16 protein-coding genes and 1 pseudogene are annotated in these 15,544 nt (G+C 64.0%); 4 read left to right on the forward strand and 13 right to left on the reverse strand.

Annotated features, from left to right (window positions below):
• Positions 1 to 31 precede the first annotated feature (31 nt).
• Complete coding sequence (locus ACFQBT_RS10735; RefSeq protein ID WP_377822616.1) at positions 32 to 355, forward strand: cupin domain-containing protein; 324 nt, start codon at positions 32 to 34, stop codon at positions 353 to 355.
• A 164-nt stretch (positions 356 to 519) separates the two neighbouring features.
• On the opposite strand, the gene ACFQBT_RS10740 is transcribed toward ACFQBT_RS10735, so the two are convergent.
• Genes ACFQBT_RS10740 through ACFQBT_RS10765 form a run of 6 tightly spaced genes read right to left on the reverse strand, consistent with a single transcriptional unit; the run spans position 520 to position 5,296 of the window.
• On the reverse strand, positions 520 to 1,506 hold the full coding sequence (locus ACFQBT_RS10740; RefSeq protein ID WP_377822618.1) for an ABC transporter substrate-binding protein: 987 nt from the start codon (positions 1,504 to 1,506) through the stop codon (positions 520 to 522).
• Positions 1,507 to 1,563: 57 nt separating this feature from the next.
• Complete coding sequence (locus tag ACFQBT_RS10745; protein WP_377822620.1) at positions 1,564 to 2,436, reverse strand: ABC transporter permease; 873 nt, start codon at positions 2,434 to 2,436, stop codon at positions 1,564 to 1,566.
• Positions 2,433 to 3,221: an ABC transporter ATP-binding protein gene (locus ACFQBT_RS10750; protein WP_377822622.1), complete on the reverse strand. Its 789-nt coding sequence runs from the start codon at positions 3,219 to 3,221 to the stop codon at positions 2,433 to 2,435. The genes ACFQBT_RS10745 and ACFQBT_RS10750 overlap by 4 nt, the downstream gene beginning before the upstream one ends.
• Positions 3,222 to 3,270: 49 nt before the next feature.
• Positions 3,271 to 4,041, reverse strand: a complete 771-nt coding sequence (locus ACFQBT_RS10755) for an NAD-dependent epimerase/dehydratase family protein (RefSeq protein ID WP_377822624.1) — start codon at positions 4,039 to 4,041, stop codon at positions 3,271 to 3,273.
• A complete protein-coding gene (locus tag ACFQBT_RS10760) occupies positions 4,041 to 4,589 on the reverse strand; it encodes an FAD-dependent oxidoreductase (RefSeq protein WP_377825446.1) in 549 nt (182 codons plus the stop codon). Before ACFQBT_RS10760 ends, ACFQBT_RS10755 begins: the two co-directional genes overlap by 1 nt.
• A gap of 23 nt (positions 4,590 to 4,612) precedes the next feature.
• Complete coding sequence (locus tag ACFQBT_RS10765; RefSeq protein WP_377822626.1) at positions 4,613 to 5,296, reverse strand: FAD-dependent oxidoreductase; 684 nt, start codon at positions 5,294 to 5,296, stop codon at positions 4,613 to 4,615.
• Between the two features lie 87 nt (positions 5,297 to 5,383).
• On the opposite strand from ACFQBT_RS10765, the gene ACFQBT_RS10770 reads away from it, so the two are divergent.
• Positions 5,384 to 6,316, forward strand: coding sequence for a LysR family transcriptional regulator (locus ACFQBT_RS10770; protein WP_377822628.1), 933 nt, complete (start codon positions 5,384 to 5,386; stop codon positions 6,314 to 6,316).
• A gap of 238 nt (positions 6,317 to 6,554) precedes the next feature.
• On the opposite strand, the gene ACFQBT_RS10775 is transcribed toward ACFQBT_RS10770, so the two are convergent.
• Entirely contained in the window at positions 6,555 to 6,893 is a 339-nt protein-coding gene (locus tag ACFQBT_RS10775) for a hypothetical protein (RefSeq protein WP_377822630.1), read from the reverse strand.
• A gap of 243 nt (positions 6,894 to 7,136) precedes the next feature.
• Here ACFQBT_RS10775 and ACFQBT_RS10780 point away from each other — a divergent pair.
• Positions 7,137 to 8,481, forward strand: a pseudogene (locus ACFQBT_RS10780) (ISL3 family transposase).
• 268 nt (positions 8,482 to 8,749) lie between these two features.
• Positions 8,750 to 9,265: a hypothetical protein gene (locus ACFQBT_RS10785; protein WP_377822632.1), complete on the forward strand. Its 516-nt coding sequence runs from the start codon at positions 8,750 to 8,752 to the stop codon at positions 9,263 to 9,265.
• 99 nt (positions 9,266 to 9,364) lie between these two features.
• Here ACFQBT_RS10785 and ACFQBT_RS10790 read toward each other — a convergent pair whose 3' ends face one another.
• The 6 genes from ACFQBT_RS10790 to ssb form a co-directional block, all read right to left on the reverse strand.
• The gene (locus tag ACFQBT_RS10790; RefSeq protein WP_377822634.1) at positions 9,365 to 10,045 is read right to left on the reverse strand and encodes a hypothetical protein; all 681 of its coding nucleotides are present in this window, start codon (positions 10,043 to 10,045) and stop codon (positions 9,365 to 9,367) included.
• Positions 10,046 to 10,124: 79 nt separating this feature from the next.
• The gene (locus ACFQBT_RS10795) at positions 10,125 to 13,523 is read right to left on the reverse strand and encodes a hypothetical protein (RefSeq protein ID WP_377822636.1); all 3,399 of its coding nucleotides are present in this window, start codon (positions 13,521 to 13,523) and stop codon (positions 10,125 to 10,127) included.
• A 42-nt stretch (positions 13,524 to 13,565) separates the two neighbouring features.
• Positions 13,566 to 14,000 (reverse strand): hypothetical protein, encoded by a 435-nt coding sequence (locus ACFQBT_RS10800; RefSeq protein ID WP_291523310.1) that lies wholly within the window; start codon positions 13,998 to 14,000, stop codon positions 13,566 to 13,568.
• Between the two features lie 9 nt (positions 14,001 to 14,009).
• Entirely contained in the window at positions 14,010 to 14,339 is a 330-nt protein-coding gene (locus tag ACFQBT_RS10805; protein WP_109684985.1) for a hypothetical protein, read from the reverse strand.
• A 148-nt stretch (positions 14,340 to 14,487) separates the two neighbouring features.
• Positions 14,488 to 14,916: an HNH endonuclease gene (locus ACFQBT_RS10810; protein WP_377822639.1), complete on the reverse strand. Its 429-nt coding sequence runs from the start codon at positions 14,914 to 14,916 to the stop codon at positions 14,488 to 14,490.
• A 77-nt stretch (positions 14,917 to 14,993) separates the two neighbouring features.
• The gene (gene ssb, locus ACFQBT_RS10815; RefSeq protein WP_377822641.1) at positions 14,994 to 15,497 is read right to left on the reverse strand and encodes a single-stranded DNA-binding protein; all 504 of its coding nucleotides are present in this window, start codon (positions 15,495 to 15,497) and stop codon (positions 14,994 to 14,996) included.
• Between the last annotated feature and the right edge of the window lie 47 nt (positions 15,498 to 15,544).

The following is a 15,544-nucleotide window of genomic DNA, read 5'->3' on the forward strand; positions in this document are numbered from 1 at the left end:
TACGTGACCGATGATCAGCGACAATGCGTGCGTGGACCATGAACTAGCCGTGCCCGAAGTGCTGCCGCTCGAACCCTTGGATCCCGGTCATATCATCGAGGGCAATCCCGCCGCCGGGTCGGTCCCACTGACCACTCTGGCGGATCTCGAAATCGGCGTCTGGGAGATGACTCCCGGCGTCTGCAGCGACGTCGAAGCGGACGAAGTGTTCGTGGTGCTGTCCGGGTCCGCGACAGTTCAGTTCGAGGACGGTAGTGCCGTCGAACTGCACCCGGGATCGGTGGTCAGACTCCACCAGGGCGAGCACACCACCTGGACCGTCCGCGAGACTCTGCGCAAGATCTACCTGTCGTGACGAGGCGAGGCCCAAGCGCACAAGGCTCTCTCAGGCCATCCCTGCGGGGAAGCCGGAGCACGAGGCGTCGTCTCAATCCCCCCGGGGGTGTTCCTTGGGTCGGCAGTGCGCGCGTGCCGGCGTTGACGCGGCACGCGCGCACGGTCGATTCAGTACGTCCCTAGTCACTCGGTAAAGGAGTCGTCAACATACTTGGCCGCCGGAATCGGGGTGCTGTACTTCAACGCACCGGAGGAGATCCAGACCTCCTGCATTGCCGTCAATTGGTCAGGCAACGGCTGCAACCGCGGTTCCCAGGTGTTATACGGCGCGGTCTTCAGCGAGGACGTCGACTCGCCTGTGTACTTGCCGATGTAACCGAGCAGTTCGGAATTCTTGCGGTAGTCGCCCTGAAGATCTTTGGATGCCATTTGCAGTGCAGCCATGAAATCAGTCGCAGTCTTGGTGTTCTTGGCAAAGTCACCTCCATAGACGACGCCCCCGGATGTCAGGCCCTTCGGGGGAACAGCGAGATTACTTCCGCCCTTATTTGCGATCTGGAGGTTATATGGGTACGACGCCATTGCGGCATCGACAGACCCAGACTGGGCAGCGGCAGGCATATCCGAGGACTTGATGTTGACCATCGTTACGTCGTTAACAGACAGTCCGGCAGGTTTGAGGATCTGACCGAGAATGAACGCGCCTGCCCCTCCCGGTCCGGCTAGAACGGCAACCTTCTTGCCCTTCATATCAGACAAAGAGTTGATGCCGGATTCCTTGGTAACAACGAGAGAGGTTGGTGTGTTCTCGGTCGATCCATCGGCGACATTCATCGAACCGACCACTTTGATATTCAGACCCGACTGGACTGAGCTGAACAATCCCGCACTGAATCCGCCGATCACGACGTCTTCCTTGCCTGCCGCGGCGAGCGGAATCGCGTCCTGGCCCGATGTCACCTTGTCAAGCTGGACGGTGATTCCCTTTTGCTTGAAGTACCCCTTCTCCTGGGCAACGTACAGCGGGGCAAATAGACCCAGCGGAACGTAGGCCACCTTGACGGTTGATGAGCCTCCTGCGGACGAAGAGTCGTCCGACGAGCCTCCGCATCCGGTAAGTACACTAGTGGCCACGGTAGCTACGAGCACGACGGCCAGTGTCGACTTCATGGTTCTCTCCTCATTGAGATGTCAACGTTGTTTGGAATTCTGAGCGACGAGGGCGAGTTACCTGTCCCCATTGCGCCGCCAAGGCATGGCAGCCTTCTCAGCCAGGACAACTAGATAGGTCAGAACAGCACCGAGGATGGACACTGCTGCCATGCCGACATACATCGTTGCGGGCTGGAAGATCTGCCACGAGTTCCAGATCAGGTATCCCAACCCATCATTGGCAGCAACAAATTCAATCGCCGTGACAATGATTACAGCCATCCCGGCAGCAACCCGAAGTCCCGTGAAAATCTGCGGTAGCGCGGCGGGCAGCACGATCCGGGTAAGCCGGCGCCAGCCTTTCGCGCCGAAGGCGGTCGCCGCCTCCAGGTACCGCTCATCGGTGTACACGATGCCTTGCAAAGTGTTGATTTGAAGAACGAAGAAGACACCAATCGCGGTCAGTAGAACCCTCGGAATGTCGTTAATACCAAAAATTAACAGCAGCAGTGGAAGCAGCGCAATCTTGGGCAGCGCGTACAACGCGGACAGGGTAGGCTCAAGCGCCGCCTTGACCGCAGGAATGAGCCCCATCACGACCCCGACGATGATTCCTGCAACCGACCCCAGCAGATAGCCGCTGATCAGCCGCAGCACCGTTGCCCGTGTGTCTGCCAGGAGAGTGCCGTGCTGAATGTCATCGATCGCAGCCGAAACGATCTTGGTAGGTGCCGGGAAGATCTTGTCGTCGATCATCGCCGTGCTGGCCGCAATCTGCCAGAGCACAAGCACCAGGAGAGGGAAGCCGATTCCGAGTGCGAAGTTGCGCACCTGGACCCTGCGCCTTGTCGCCCGGATGCGCTCCACGGCAGCGTCGAGGTCGCCAGTCGCGGTTATGGTCCCGGGATGCACGTCGTCCATGAGCGGACGTTGATCGTTCATGGTCATGCGCTCACTCCAAGCGATTCGTTGACTTCCGTACGCAGCGTTCGCCAGATCCGCGACTTCATAGCGATAAAGCCAGAATCGGCCTCGAGGTCTAGCGAGCGTGGTCGCACGAACGGCACGACGTCGTCTTCCTTCACCTGCCCCGGGCGCGCGGTCATGGTGATCACGCGATCCCCGAGTAGAAGCGCCTCTTCGATGGCGTGCGTGACGAGGACGACGGTTTTTTGTTCCTCCTGCCACAGCTGCAGAAGTTGCTCCTGCATGACACGGCGGGTCTGCGCGTCGAGCGCTCCGAGCGGTTCGTCCATCAAGAGGTACGGCGAGCCAGTAGCGAAAGCACGCGCGATAGCAACGCGTTGCCGCATCCCTCCGGAGAGCTGCTCAGGGTAAGCGGTGGCGAACTGCTCCATCCCAACCTTCGATAGCCATTGCATGGCGATGTCGCGGCGCTCTTTCTTCTTAACGCCAGCCATCTCCAGCCCGAACGAAACGTTGTCTGCCACCGTGAGCCACGGGAACACACCGTGGTCTTGAAAGACGTAGGCAGATGCCGGTACTTCCTCGCCCCCCAGCGCGGCCGTTTCCACTGAGCCGCTGGTTGGTTTCTCTAGTCCGCCGAGGATGCGCAAGAGGGTAGATTTGCCGCACCCTGATGGACCGAGGATGCATGTGAATGACCCGGTCTCAATGTCGAGGTTGATGTTCGTGAGCGCGTGCACGGCTCGGTCACTAGAGAAGAAGACCTTGTGTACGTCGCGCACCGCGAACGCCACGGTGGAGTTCATGGGCGCAATTCCTTTCGTGTTGTGGCGTGGCCGAAGCCGCTGGGTTCATTCATCGTGGGAGGAGACGGTGAGCTGAACACCCCACCAATCGTCCGATCCCACGGCTGGCTACCCCCGGCTCAGGTGTGACGAATGCCACAGCATCGTCCTGAGGAGCATAGGATATCGATGTACCGCCTGCGCTCGACAACCACGCCTCGGAATTTGCCGAAATGCCCCAAACCAACCGGAAGCCCGGCGATGGAGCGGTCAGGGCCGCTACGAACAGTCGGCCGGCGTCAGCCGGAGACAACCACGTGTGCTGCATTCGCGCGTCCCGCGGTCGGTCGAACCTGGACGCAATTCGCAGGGCAACAACATCCATTCCGAACCGATCGTGGTAGAGACTTCCGAGCGCTTCCATGGCGACTTTCGATACGCCATACAGCGTGTTCGGCCGCGCGGGGATGTCATCGGCGAGCAGCTGCCCCTGCGCAGGTACCGCAGCGAACCCCACCGCGTGGATCGAACTAGCCAGAACCGCACGTGCGACTCCGCTTTGTTGGGCAACTCGCAGGACGAGTTCGGTGGAGTCGACGTTGGCAGCACGCAGCGTGCGCCAGTCCGATTCAAGCGGCACGCCTGCCAAGTGAACTACCGCGTCGCAGCCGGTGAGGTCGGGTTCATCCCGGGTCAAGTCACAGGTTTGCCACTCACGCCCGCACCAGTCCGTCGGAGGTGGTACGCGGTCGATCCCCACAAGCTCAAATCCCTTCGCCACCAGCGCTGGACTAACATCCGTCGCGAGGCTGCCGGCGGCTCCGGTCACTGCCACGCGCATCAGATCAGAGCTCCCTGGCGTTTCAGTTCCGACTGAACCCTCGTGACGTCCACCCCGAAGTCAGCGAAGTGTGCGGCGGCGACTCCCGCTGCGTGTCCGGTGGCGAACGACGTGCCCATCACACGTAGCGAGGCGTATGCCTGAGCATCGGCGGCGGTGAGTCGTCCAGCCGCGAACAGGTTCGGCGTGGTCTCAGATCGCAAGGCGTCGAGCCCAATGTGATACCAGCCATCGTCCTTGATCGGCACGTAGTGGGTGTGGCCTTGCTCCACATGCGACTCGATCGGCCAACCACAGCGGGCGATCGCATCCGCTCGGCGCCTGCCCGTCAGAGCGTCGTCACCCAGGACCTTGTCGATCCCTCGCAGGTGGCGACTTTCCCTGATTCCGAGTTGAGGGCCAGTCTGCGCGAGGTAAGACCCCTGCCAACCGGGGATCTGCTGTAGTGCAGCCAGATAGTGCGGTGTGATCTGCCGAGTCTGGATCTCTGCCGCTGTAAGTCCGTGAGGATCAAGAACATCATGCCGATCGTCCGCCAGCAGCAGCATCACGTTCCCGGACACCGGCTCCCTCACCGCGAGGCCGCGGTCCCGGGGAAGCTGACATGGTGGGCTTCGGCGTAGTCCCGAATCGCACTGCTGAGCCGTGACGCCTCGAGCGTCGCGTCCGCGTCGACCCCGCCGACGTGCATCACTAAAGTGCTGAACTGCCGCTGGCTTAGATCGGTCGGCACCGTCGCGCTGCCCGCGCCTGCGACGACGACGCCGTCACCACTGCCGTCCACGACCGCCCGCGGCCGGATCGTGGTCAGACCGCCCCGGTGGTGCACCGTGACGCCGCGCACCGCGCCGCTTTCGACTTCTACATGAATTACCTGGCTATGAAGCAGGATTTCGACACCCGACCCTAAGACTTCGCGATCGTAGACGCGTTTCGTCGTTTCCGGATCCAGCAGAACCACGACGTTCCCAGACTCAGGCATCCGTTGGCGGTGCATTCCTCCGCTGGCTGCAAATGACCGCAACAGCTGGCCACCCACGCCGTCAACCACCTGCTCGCCGGTGCGGTCATAGAAGCCGCACAGTGTGTGCACGCCAGACTGCGTCGCGGCCCCACCTAGGAAGCCGTATTGCTCGACGAGCACCACACGGGCACCCGCGTTAGCAGCACCGATAGCGGCACCAATGCCCGCGGAACCGCCACCGACAACGAGTACATCGGGTTGCTCAGCATGGGCCTTGGGGTTGATCTGCATGCTTTGACTATGGGACAGATCACATATGCCGTCAAAGACATGGATAGCATGACCTCATGCCTTCAAGGCATGGCATAGGGAGGTGGAATGGAACTACGGCAGCTGCGGTACTTCGTCCGCACGGCAGAACTAGAATCGATCACCAAGGCCGCGGAGTCGCTACACACGTCGCAACCATCGATGAGTAGACAACTGGCAGCCCTATCACGCGAGGTTGGCGCGGCCTTGCTTCAGCGCAGCTCCACAGGGGTTTCACTCACATCAGCCGGCCGCGAGTTCTGGCATGGCGCCGAAGCCATCCTGCGATTGATCGACGAACTCCCTGGGCGAGCCAGACAAGCCGCCGTGGGCACGGTGTCGGTGCGCGTCGGAATCCCGAGTGGGCTACCGAAGGCGTGGTTCGCCGATGCCATCGACCAGCTCAAAGTGGCCGAACCGCACATCGCCCTCGCGCTCACTGAAGCCACCACGGATCGTCAGCGTTTGCAACTTCAACACGGAGAACTAGACATTGCCCTAATCCATGTACCAGCCCCGGAGGCAGCCCATCGCGAGCTGTTGACGCAACCGTACGGCGTGGCCGTGCCTCCCTCGTCACCTCTAGCGACCGCAGACAGCGTGACCCTTGACGTTTTATCGGATGGCCGATGGCTTACTCACTCCGCTCCCGGTCGCGCGGACGACACCCACCTGAGAGAGACGGCGGATGCGCATGGCATCACGGTCGATTGGGAGTTGTATTCGTTCACCGAGTCGCTCGCTCTGGTGGCCGCCGCAACGGATGTCGCCGGGGCAGTCCTCACTCGCGAATCGTCAGTGAGCAGACTACGTGGGTGGGCCTGGATTCCCCTGCGGGACATGGACATTTCCGGTCGGCGGCTAGCCGTGCGCACGTGGGCTGCTTGGCGCAGCCCGTTCTCTCCGGCAGCACAGGTCGTGCTGCGAACACTGAGCAAAACGGTGTTCGACCAGTCAGATGCAGACCGCCCCTACCGACCGGCGACGCGTACCCATCTGTGACACCTAAGACAGGCGAAAGACCGCACGAAATTCGTGTCCGGCCCTATGGGTGGAGCATAGGGGATTCGAACCCCTGACCTCTTCCATGCCATGAACGAGGATCTGGTGCTCTACCGCGCTATACCGCGCTATATGGTGGTTCGGGAAACCACCACAACCCTACCGATCGGGGCCGATATGCGGGGGTTTTGTGGGCGTTTCGTGGGGGTCGGCGATTCCCAAGGTAAAAGCCCCTTAACTATTTCGTGGGTCCAGACGCGCCCGCAACAGACCCCACCGCCACGGCTTGCTTCGCGCCCAGTCGAGCCACGAGCTTGCCAAGCCGGGGCAGGACACCCGGCTCGATCACGTAACGCAGCGGCTTCGTCGGGACCGGGCGAACCAGGCCCACTCGGGCGAGGATGCGGAGTTTCTCAGCGGCGTTCAAGTCGCCCGCGGTGTATCCAAGATCGCGAGGCAGCGCCGGCGCCTCGGCCTGGCGCACAAGCTCCAGCAGCCGCAGGTTGCGGAAGGTGAGCACGCGGGTCAGTTCGGCCAGGGCTGCCAGGTCCCCATGCTCAGCGTCGTCGATCAGCACAGCGCAGAGGCTCCCACAGCCGCGATCGCAAGATCGACTCTGTGCCAGTTTTGCGCCGTAAATCACTCCGAGAGGTGGAAGCCGACCCGACCGCTCTCGGCGCGTCGCAGACCCACGCACCCGATCGGCAGGCAGGATTACCGGCTCTTCACAGTTGACGGTGTAATCAGGGCCGGCGCTGGGTAGACGTCGAGGTCGCCCGAAGATGGAAGTTCTGACGCTCACCATCTGGAAGACCTCGACGTGCTTGACGCTACCTTCGCTTGCCCTGATCTGACTACGTTCGCCCGCCTCGATGGCCTCGGCCTGGTCGTGACCGGCCAACGGCTGGAAGTGGATCGAGCGGTGCTGGCGTGCCGTGTAGTAGAACCGGATCAGTGGTGCCGCCGCTGCGGGTGCGAAGGCGCCCCGAGGGACACCGTGACCCGCCGCCTGGCGCACGAACCGCTGGGTTGGCGACCCACGACGTTGCTGGTCACGGTGCGCCGGTACCGGTGCACCGGGTGCGCTCACGTGTGGCGACAAGACACCAGCTTGGCCGCGGAGCCGAAAGCGAAATTGTCCCGTGGTGGGCTGCGGTGGGCGTTGGAAGGGATCGTGGTGCAGCACCTGACCGTGGCCCGGGTCGCCGAGGGCCTCGGGGTTGCCTGGACTCCCCGCAAGCGGGAGGTACCCCTCCGCCAACGACGCCGTGCTGGCCGAGGGCAGACGGGTCTTGATCGATGACGAGCACCGCTTCGACGGGGTGGCGGTGATCGGGGTCGATGAGCACGTGTGGCGGCACACCCGCCGCGGCGACAAGTTCGTCACGGTGATCATCGATCTGACCCCGATCCGTGACGGGGTCGGTCCGGCCCGGTTGTTGGACATGGTCGAGGGGCGCTCAAAAGCAGTGTTCAAGACCTGGCTCGCGGAGCGTCCCCAGTCGTGGCGGGACGCCGTGCAGGTGGTGGTGATGGATGGGTTCACCGGGTTCAAAACCGCTGCCGCTGAGGAGGTCCCGGACGCCACAGCGGTGATGGACCCCTTCCATGTCGTGCGCCTTGCCGGTGACGCCCTGGACCAGTGCCGGCGCCGGATCCAACAAGACCTCCACGGGCGGCGGGGCCGGAAGGACGACCCGCTGTACCGGGCACGGCGCACCCTGCACACCGGAGCGGACCTGCTCACCGAGAAACAGCAAGCCCGGATCAGCGCTTTGTTCGATGAGCAGGTCCATGGTGACCGGCATGTGCCGGTGGAGGCCACGTGGGGGATCTACCAGCGGATGATCGCCGCCTACCGCCACGCCGACCGGGACCAGGGCAAGAAGCTGATGGCGGCGCTGATCGAGTCCGTCAGTAGCGGTGTCCCCAAGGGCTTGGCCGAGATCACCACGCTGGGACGCACGATGAAGCAACGGGCCGCCGACGTGCTCGCCTACTTCGACCGACCCGGCACCTCCAACGGACCCACGGAGGCGATCAACGGCCGCCTGGAGCACCTGCGCGGCTCCGCCCTGGGCTTTCGGAACCTGACCAACTACATCGCCCGATCGCTACTCGAAACTGGCGGCTTCAGACCCAAGCTCCTACACCGTGGATTGTGAAGAGCCGGATTACCGCGGCCGCCCTCACCCCCACGAGTGGTCGAAAGGAATGGTCATGCAACCGCTCGATCCGACGCTCCCAGCCAGTAGCGGCGTCGCACCGTCAGGACAGCACCAACCAAATCGACCGGGCCCCGCGTGGGAGCCCGGCGATGCCACGTCGCACCGTCCAGCGCATGGAGTATCTACAACGGCCAGAAGCCGCCCAGCAGATGCCCACAACCAACTAGGACGGGTCGCGCGGTCCGCCCACGACCGGGGAGGACCGATGCTGACCTTGAAGACAAGTGCCAAGTTCGCAGCGGCGGCGTTGGCCGTCGGTGCCAGCTTCTCGATGGCCGCGTGCAGCGGAGGCTCCGCCAGCGGCAGTGGTGGCAACCCGAGGTCTGGTGTCGGCGCATCAACAACAGTCTCATGGAAGTCGATCACCGACGATGCCAGCGCCAAGGCCGCTTGCCGGACGCTGACGGGAGTCACTGACCCCGCCAGCGCCGCTGCGGTCTACAAGGACCTATCCGGCAAGGACGTGCCGTCCGGTGAGACCTTCGGTGTGGTTGTGGCGCAACGCCCCGGCACGGCCACACTCCTGCAGTGTCAGGTTGGGACTAATCAACGCGGCTTCATCGTGTCTTTCGCGCCCGATAAAAGCGCGCATGACGGGACGACGTTCAACGGCGGAGTCACAGCCGAAGCCAACGGCTTCACCGCGGGGGCATGGCAGAACACCATGAGCCCGAACGTGCAGAGCGTCATCCAGACAATGGTTAGCAGGCTGACCGCCTAGCACTCGTTGGGTAGTCCGCGGCGGCTGCCGGGTGGGCCGACAAGAGGCGGCGCACCAGGGACCAGTCCGGTGCGCCGCCTCTCGGGTCTCCGTGGTGGCTTAGTACGGGTTCATCTGGCTGACCTGGTTGGTGTTGATAGCGCCCAGGTAACTGGCGGAATCCTTCGTCCAGAACGCGGCGTCCTTCGTGGCCGCGGCTGTCTCCCGAGCAAGGCGCTGGGCTTCCTCCTCGGCGCGGCGCTTCTTCACGTTGTAGGCGATGCCGAAGTTCTCGAACCCGTACCGTGACGCGAAATCTGCCAGCGTCGCCTGCGTCCCATCGCCGATGACGAACATCTGTCGCGACAGCAGTTCTCGGTCGTCGGGACTCAGCGCCCAGGTGTTCTCCCAGAGGCCGCGAAGTCGACAGAGGTCTCGCGCGGCGACGTCATAGATGGTCCGGTCCTTCTTGCGTTCCTCAGCCACCGCGAGGTCGCGACCTTCCTTCCAGATTCGACGCGCCTCGACGACCTGTGGGCTGACTCCGTCCGCGTACTTCTTGGACGGCTTCTCCGCAGGAGGATACGGGTTGGCCTCGCCGTACCTTGCACTGGCCGCGCCCGCCTGACGGTCCCGGTACTCCTTGTAGTTGGCGCAGAAGGTCTCGCAGTCCTCGTCGGAGATCGGGACCGAAGTCCAGAAAGCGAGCAACTCGTCGACGTCCACGATCCTCGGCGGGAACCTGTACGTTCCGCCCGCGTGCGGACCGGACAGTTCGATCGGAGATTCAGGTCTAATCACGGCCTGAAACTTACCGCCGTTGGGATCCCCTGCGGGGACTCTAGGCTGATCGACTGTCGTCACGGCTCAAACACCTCGCTCATGCCCCATTGGTTGGCGGCACCTGGCCTCCACCATCGCGAGGCGGTGCCGCGGGACGATCACCACCGAACCAGTGCTTCGACTCGCGCCGCGCGGCCCGAGTCGGCGGAGCCGGCGCGACGGAGGTGTCCCGCGGCGCTTCTGGAGCGGACTGGCCAGGTTCTGCCGACGGCGAGAGCGTCTCCGCAGGTCGAGATGGCGCGTGGTGGCTACGGGGCTGCATCCCCACAGGTTCGCTCTTGGCCGGACCACCGCCCGTTGACGGCGTGCTGTTCTGCTGCTGCAGCGCTGGATCCGGTGCGGAGGTTTCGCCACCGCGCTCGTCGAACTCCGGAGGTGCCCCCACTGTTGCTGGGACTTGGTCATCTCCCTCATCGTCGGCGTCCGGCAACGCGCCATCCCGGGGTGGTCCAGACTGAGTGTCGGCCCGGGCCGGGATCTGGCCTGACGCTGTCTCCGCAGGGTTCATTCCACCAATCCCTCGGTCTTCTGCCAGGGCCCGCTTGTCAGTCTCGTCATCGCCGCCACCAGGCTGAGTTTGCTGGCCTCCGGAATTGTCCAACTCGCCCTGACTCTGGCCTCCACCAGTCTCAATGTTCGGCTTTCCACCAGCGGCCTGCTGCTGTCGCTGCTGCGCGGCTTCCTCGGCGCGACGGGTCGCCTCCTTGTTGCGCTCGGATGCCTGCCGGTTCATCGAGTCGAAGAACGCGTTCTTCTCCCGGTTGTCGAGTAGCTTGCGCGACTGACGGTGTGCCCGGCCACGGCGCGACAAGGTTGACCCTGCAGCCACTAGGCCGGCGGCACCGGCGACGGCAAACATGGCAGGCATCGCTGTGACGGCCCCGGCTGCGAGCCCAGCGGCACCAACGGCGGTCCAGGCTCCGCGACTGTGCAGCGTCGACTTGATCGGATTGTTCCGCAACGCCTGGATGGCGCGCTGACGACGAGCGGCGAGCTCGTTGGCGACCTTCGCCTTCGCTCCCCCGGCGACCTCGTCGCGGCCCCCGTACCACTGGCGGCGCTGAGCGGCACCTTCGCGACGCGATTTGCGCTGAGCCTTCGGGTCGTAGCGACGTTCGACGCTGCTGTGGTCGTAGGCGCTACTTGCGCCACTCGCAACGGCTGCGCCAGCGGCGAGTTTGTCATCCAGGCTGCCATCTCCGGTGCCAGCGACGGGCCGGCCATTGCTGTCCAGGTCGTACCCTGCGGCGCCGGCACGCTCAGCGACCTCTGGGTCGACTCCCGCACCCGCAGACCCACCGGCCGCGTTGCCGTCGATCTCACGCGCCAGAGGGTCGGCACCACCGGAACGAGCAGAAGCACCCTGCGGGTTTGTGGTTCCTCCGGCCACGGTCGAGCCGCTGCCCGCGCCGCCCATGACGCCACCGGCGTTCGGGTTGCGGCCCATGCCCGGCATCGCTTCCTTGCCACGCTGGAACAGCCCCGACACGCCCTCCGCCGCCGCACCGCCGATCATGCCGGAGGCGGCGCTGGACATGTACCCCCTGGCTCCGCGGACACTGAACGGGTCCGGTGCTTTGGCGATCTTCTTCCAGATCATCTTCATCGCCACGATCGCGATGATCGGGGCGGCCGACACCCACAGGACGTCGAAGAAGCCAGACAGCCCCATGGCGTTGCCGATGGACAGGATGAAGCTGGTCAGCAAGATCATCACCGACAACGCCAAGCTGTAGCCGAAAGCAACGACCACGAATCCGAGCGTCGTCTTGAAATAGCGCAACGTCTGGCTCTCACGGTGGATCGGCAAGATGTCGACCAGCAACACGAAGAAGACGAACACGCCGAACGCCAGCAGCAGCGTTTTAAGCACGAAGATCATGCCGGCCATCACCCCGAAGATGAACAGGTTGATGACGCTGAACATGGCATAGAGCATCGCCGCGGTGGAGGCCGAACCCGTGCTGGTGCCGTGCAGGACGTTGAGGAAGTCACGCGGGTTGTTGCCACTGCTGATCGCGGCCGAACTGACGTCCTTCGTCCCAGTCTGGACAGCGCTGGCATCGTCCTGCCAGTTGAAGAACATGTCGTCTTTGCTGCCGGTGCCGTTGTAGAAGTCCAGGCACTGCTTGGCGTCCAGGGTCTTGGCGTCTGTGTGACTGTTAGACACCGTCTCCCAACCCGGCGCAACGGACCAGCTCTTGCCACCGTCACCGGTCTGGCAGGCAGCCCAGAAGACTGCCATCTCGTCCCATGTGGTGCCGTCGGCCGGTGCGAACGCCCACGACGTCGTCACGGTACTGGGCGCGCTCATCCCTTGCGCCGCCAGAAGCTCCGGAACTGAGACACCTGTCTTTGCGTCGTCGACCAGGGAGGATCCCGCGTTGACTTCAAGTCCTCGGCAGAAGCTGGCCCAACCGTAGTTGTTGTCAGTCCCATATTGGGCGCGCACGTAGCTGGACAACCCACTGAGTTGCCACATCGAGTCCATCGCCAAAGGCACAGCCGCTGACGACCTCAACGAGGCACTGGATCCGCCGAAACTCTTTTCGTACTGCGAACGCATGGCCGTCAAGTAGTTGATGCACGACGCGTCGTTCTGAGACGCAGAATCACGCGCGTTCTGGGTCGCGAAGCTGTTCGCGTAGGCGTTGTCGGCGATCGGTGCCGCGACCGCGCCGGATACCCCGGACACGACGTTGCTGGCGGCGTTGACCATCCAGCCGGGGCTCATCGTGCCGAACTTGCCGGGAACCGTGCTCAGCGCGCCGTTCATCATGACGGCAAACAGGGCCAGGACCATCACCGGCTTGATGATCGCTCTGCCGAACTGCCCCGGCGACTGGCGTGCCCTCATCACGGCCATCGCGATCGCACCGATCAGCAGTAGCAGGACGATCGTGACGCCGCCGGCCGACCCGTCGCCCCACAACGTCTTGGCCAGTTCGCCAGCCTTGTTGTCGATGGTGTAGCCGATGCCGTCGGCGATGCAGAAGTTGTTCGACAACTCCACCAGCGATGTCGAGGCTTGCCACATCGCGTTGCCCACGCTGAGCATGGTGGAGTCGACTTGGTTGCGCTGCACCTTGTTGCTGATGTCACCCCAAGCGTCCGCGTCCAATCGGGAATGCAGGTTGGAAGTGACTGGAGCCCAACGGTTCACGGCCAGTAGGTCGCTGCTCGTGCTGCCGTCGCTACTGCCGCTGGATGAGCACACCGGGGCGGTCGCGCTTCCTTCGTCCGGCGAGATCGGGCGGAACGCCGGCAGGTAGGTAACCTCCTGTCCCGCAACGGTTCCGGTGCCGAGAGCCAACGTGCGGCTCGGCGCCGACGCGATTGCCGATGTGACACCGACCGTGCTCAGCACGACGGTGAAGACGACGGCGAACAGCGTCAGCCAGCGAGCGGCTCGACGGAACGCGTTGCGTGACAGCAAAGTCTGGTCCTTTGGTTGGTGCGGTGGGCTGGCTCTGGCTGGTTAGCCGAATACGGTCTCCGGCGTGGTGTGCTCCTGGGCTGCACTGAGCGCCTCAGCGCTGTCGTCGTACGCCGGCCGATTGGCTTGTCTCAGAACGTGCAGCCGGATGGTGCCGGGCGAGATTTCACGTCCGCACATGATGAAGCTGCCGCGGTTGGAGCGCTGGTAGTCCATGAGCGCGTGATAGCGCCGTAGCCGCATACCGTCTGCCGTGCGGGTCTCGACCAACCAGTAGATGAGCCCGTACGCGGCCAGCACCGGAACAACCACCCATATGCCCATCAGGGTGTATCCCCACGCGGTGATCGGCAGCATCGGAATCGACACGGCCAGCAACAGGTAGAAGGTGCGGCGCGGCATATCCCACCCCCGCCAGGTCATCCGGCGGTCTTCGGAGCGGCTCCGGGTCAACCCGGACAGGTCGTAGACGTACATCGCGGAGGCTCAGCCGCCCAGGACTGAGCCACCCCAGTTGATCGCGCCATCGGCCAGTTTCAGGAACAGCGGGAACAGCAACCCGGGAGCGGCAAACACACCGGCAGCCACCAGCGTCCACGCCAAGTGCTGTGCGTTGCCGCCGCCGCCGCGACGCCGATCCATCAGGTACTTGATGATCGCGAACGCGACCAGCGCCAACGCCACCAACGTCAGCAGCGTGCCGAGGTTCGGCACGGAACTGGTCAGCTTCGACCACACGCCGGACCAGGCACCGGACATGTTCGAGGTGGAACCTTCGGCCTGGATGGCCAGGGTCTGGACTTTGGTGATGCGCACGAGACTTCCTCCGTGTCGGTGGTCGGCCCCCTTTTTGCGGCCTCACTGACCTACATGGGCCAGGTCCGCAAACCCAGGGTCGAGTTACTGCTTTCCTCGCCTTGTTGGTTGGCGGGCACCACCGAGACGCGTCGCACCGATCGGCGGGCTAGCGGCGAGGGAGTCTGGGTTGTCCGTCCGGAAAGTAGGCGCGCCGACGAGCAGCCAACCGGTACAGGTACAACCGAGACGGTGTCTTGTTGGACTTGCGCAGGTTGTGGCGCGTGCAGAGCATCTGCAGGTTCTCCAACGTGGTCGGGCCGCCCTTGGAGTGCGGGACCAGGTGATCGCCGGCGGTCCCACGCGCCCGGCAACGAGGCAGCAGCAACGACTTGTGCTCGCATCGGCCACCGCACCACGCGGAGACGGTCGCTTTGTCCTGCTGGCTGAACACTCGCAACGGATCCCGCTGGTAACTGCGGTGCGACCGGACTCGACGGACTGCGCACGCCAGCACGATCGACACCACCAGCGCGGCGGCGCACCACAACGCGCCAGTCGTGTGCGGCCAGCGGTGCAGGAGGGAGTCAACGTTCACCGAGGCACGGTGCGACGCAAACCAACCGCGCCCGAGTGTTTCTCGGACGCGGTTGGCGACTGCGGGCTACCCTCCGATCAGAAGTCCTGCCCGCCGGCGTACGCGGGCTGCGGCGCTGCGACCGGCGCGGCCTGCTGAACGGGCTGCGGCTGCGCGTACTGCTGCCCAGCGGGAGCGGCCGAAGCCTGCTGGGCCTGTGCGTTTCCCGACGCGCCGCCCGCGGGGGCGTTACGGGTGGTCGCGGCCGTGGCGTTCGCCAGAGACACTCCCACCGTCTCGGCGTCGATCTCGAAGTAGGTGATCTTGGCACCGTCCTTCTCGACGACGTTCGACTTCAACTTGCCGGTGACGATGACGGCGTTGCCCTTGCGCAGGGACGCGGCGACGTTCTCGCCGAGCTTGCGCCAGGCCGACACACGCAGGAAGACGGTGTCGCCGTCAACCCAGGCGCCCGAGTCCCGGTCGTACTTCCGGTCCGTGCTGGCCACCGTGAAGCTGGTGACGGCGACACCGGACTGCAGAAAGCGGGTCTCCGGGTCGCTGGTCAGGTTGCCGGCGATGGTGATGGTGTTGCTGCTCATTCGAGGATTCCTTTGGTAGAGGCACTGCACTTGGTCGGCGGGTTCGC

The organism is Branchiibius cervicis, from assembly GCF_042661605.1.
GTDB lineage: Bacteria > Actinomycetota > Actinomycetes > Actinomycetales > Dermatophilaceae > Branchiibius > Branchiibius cervicis.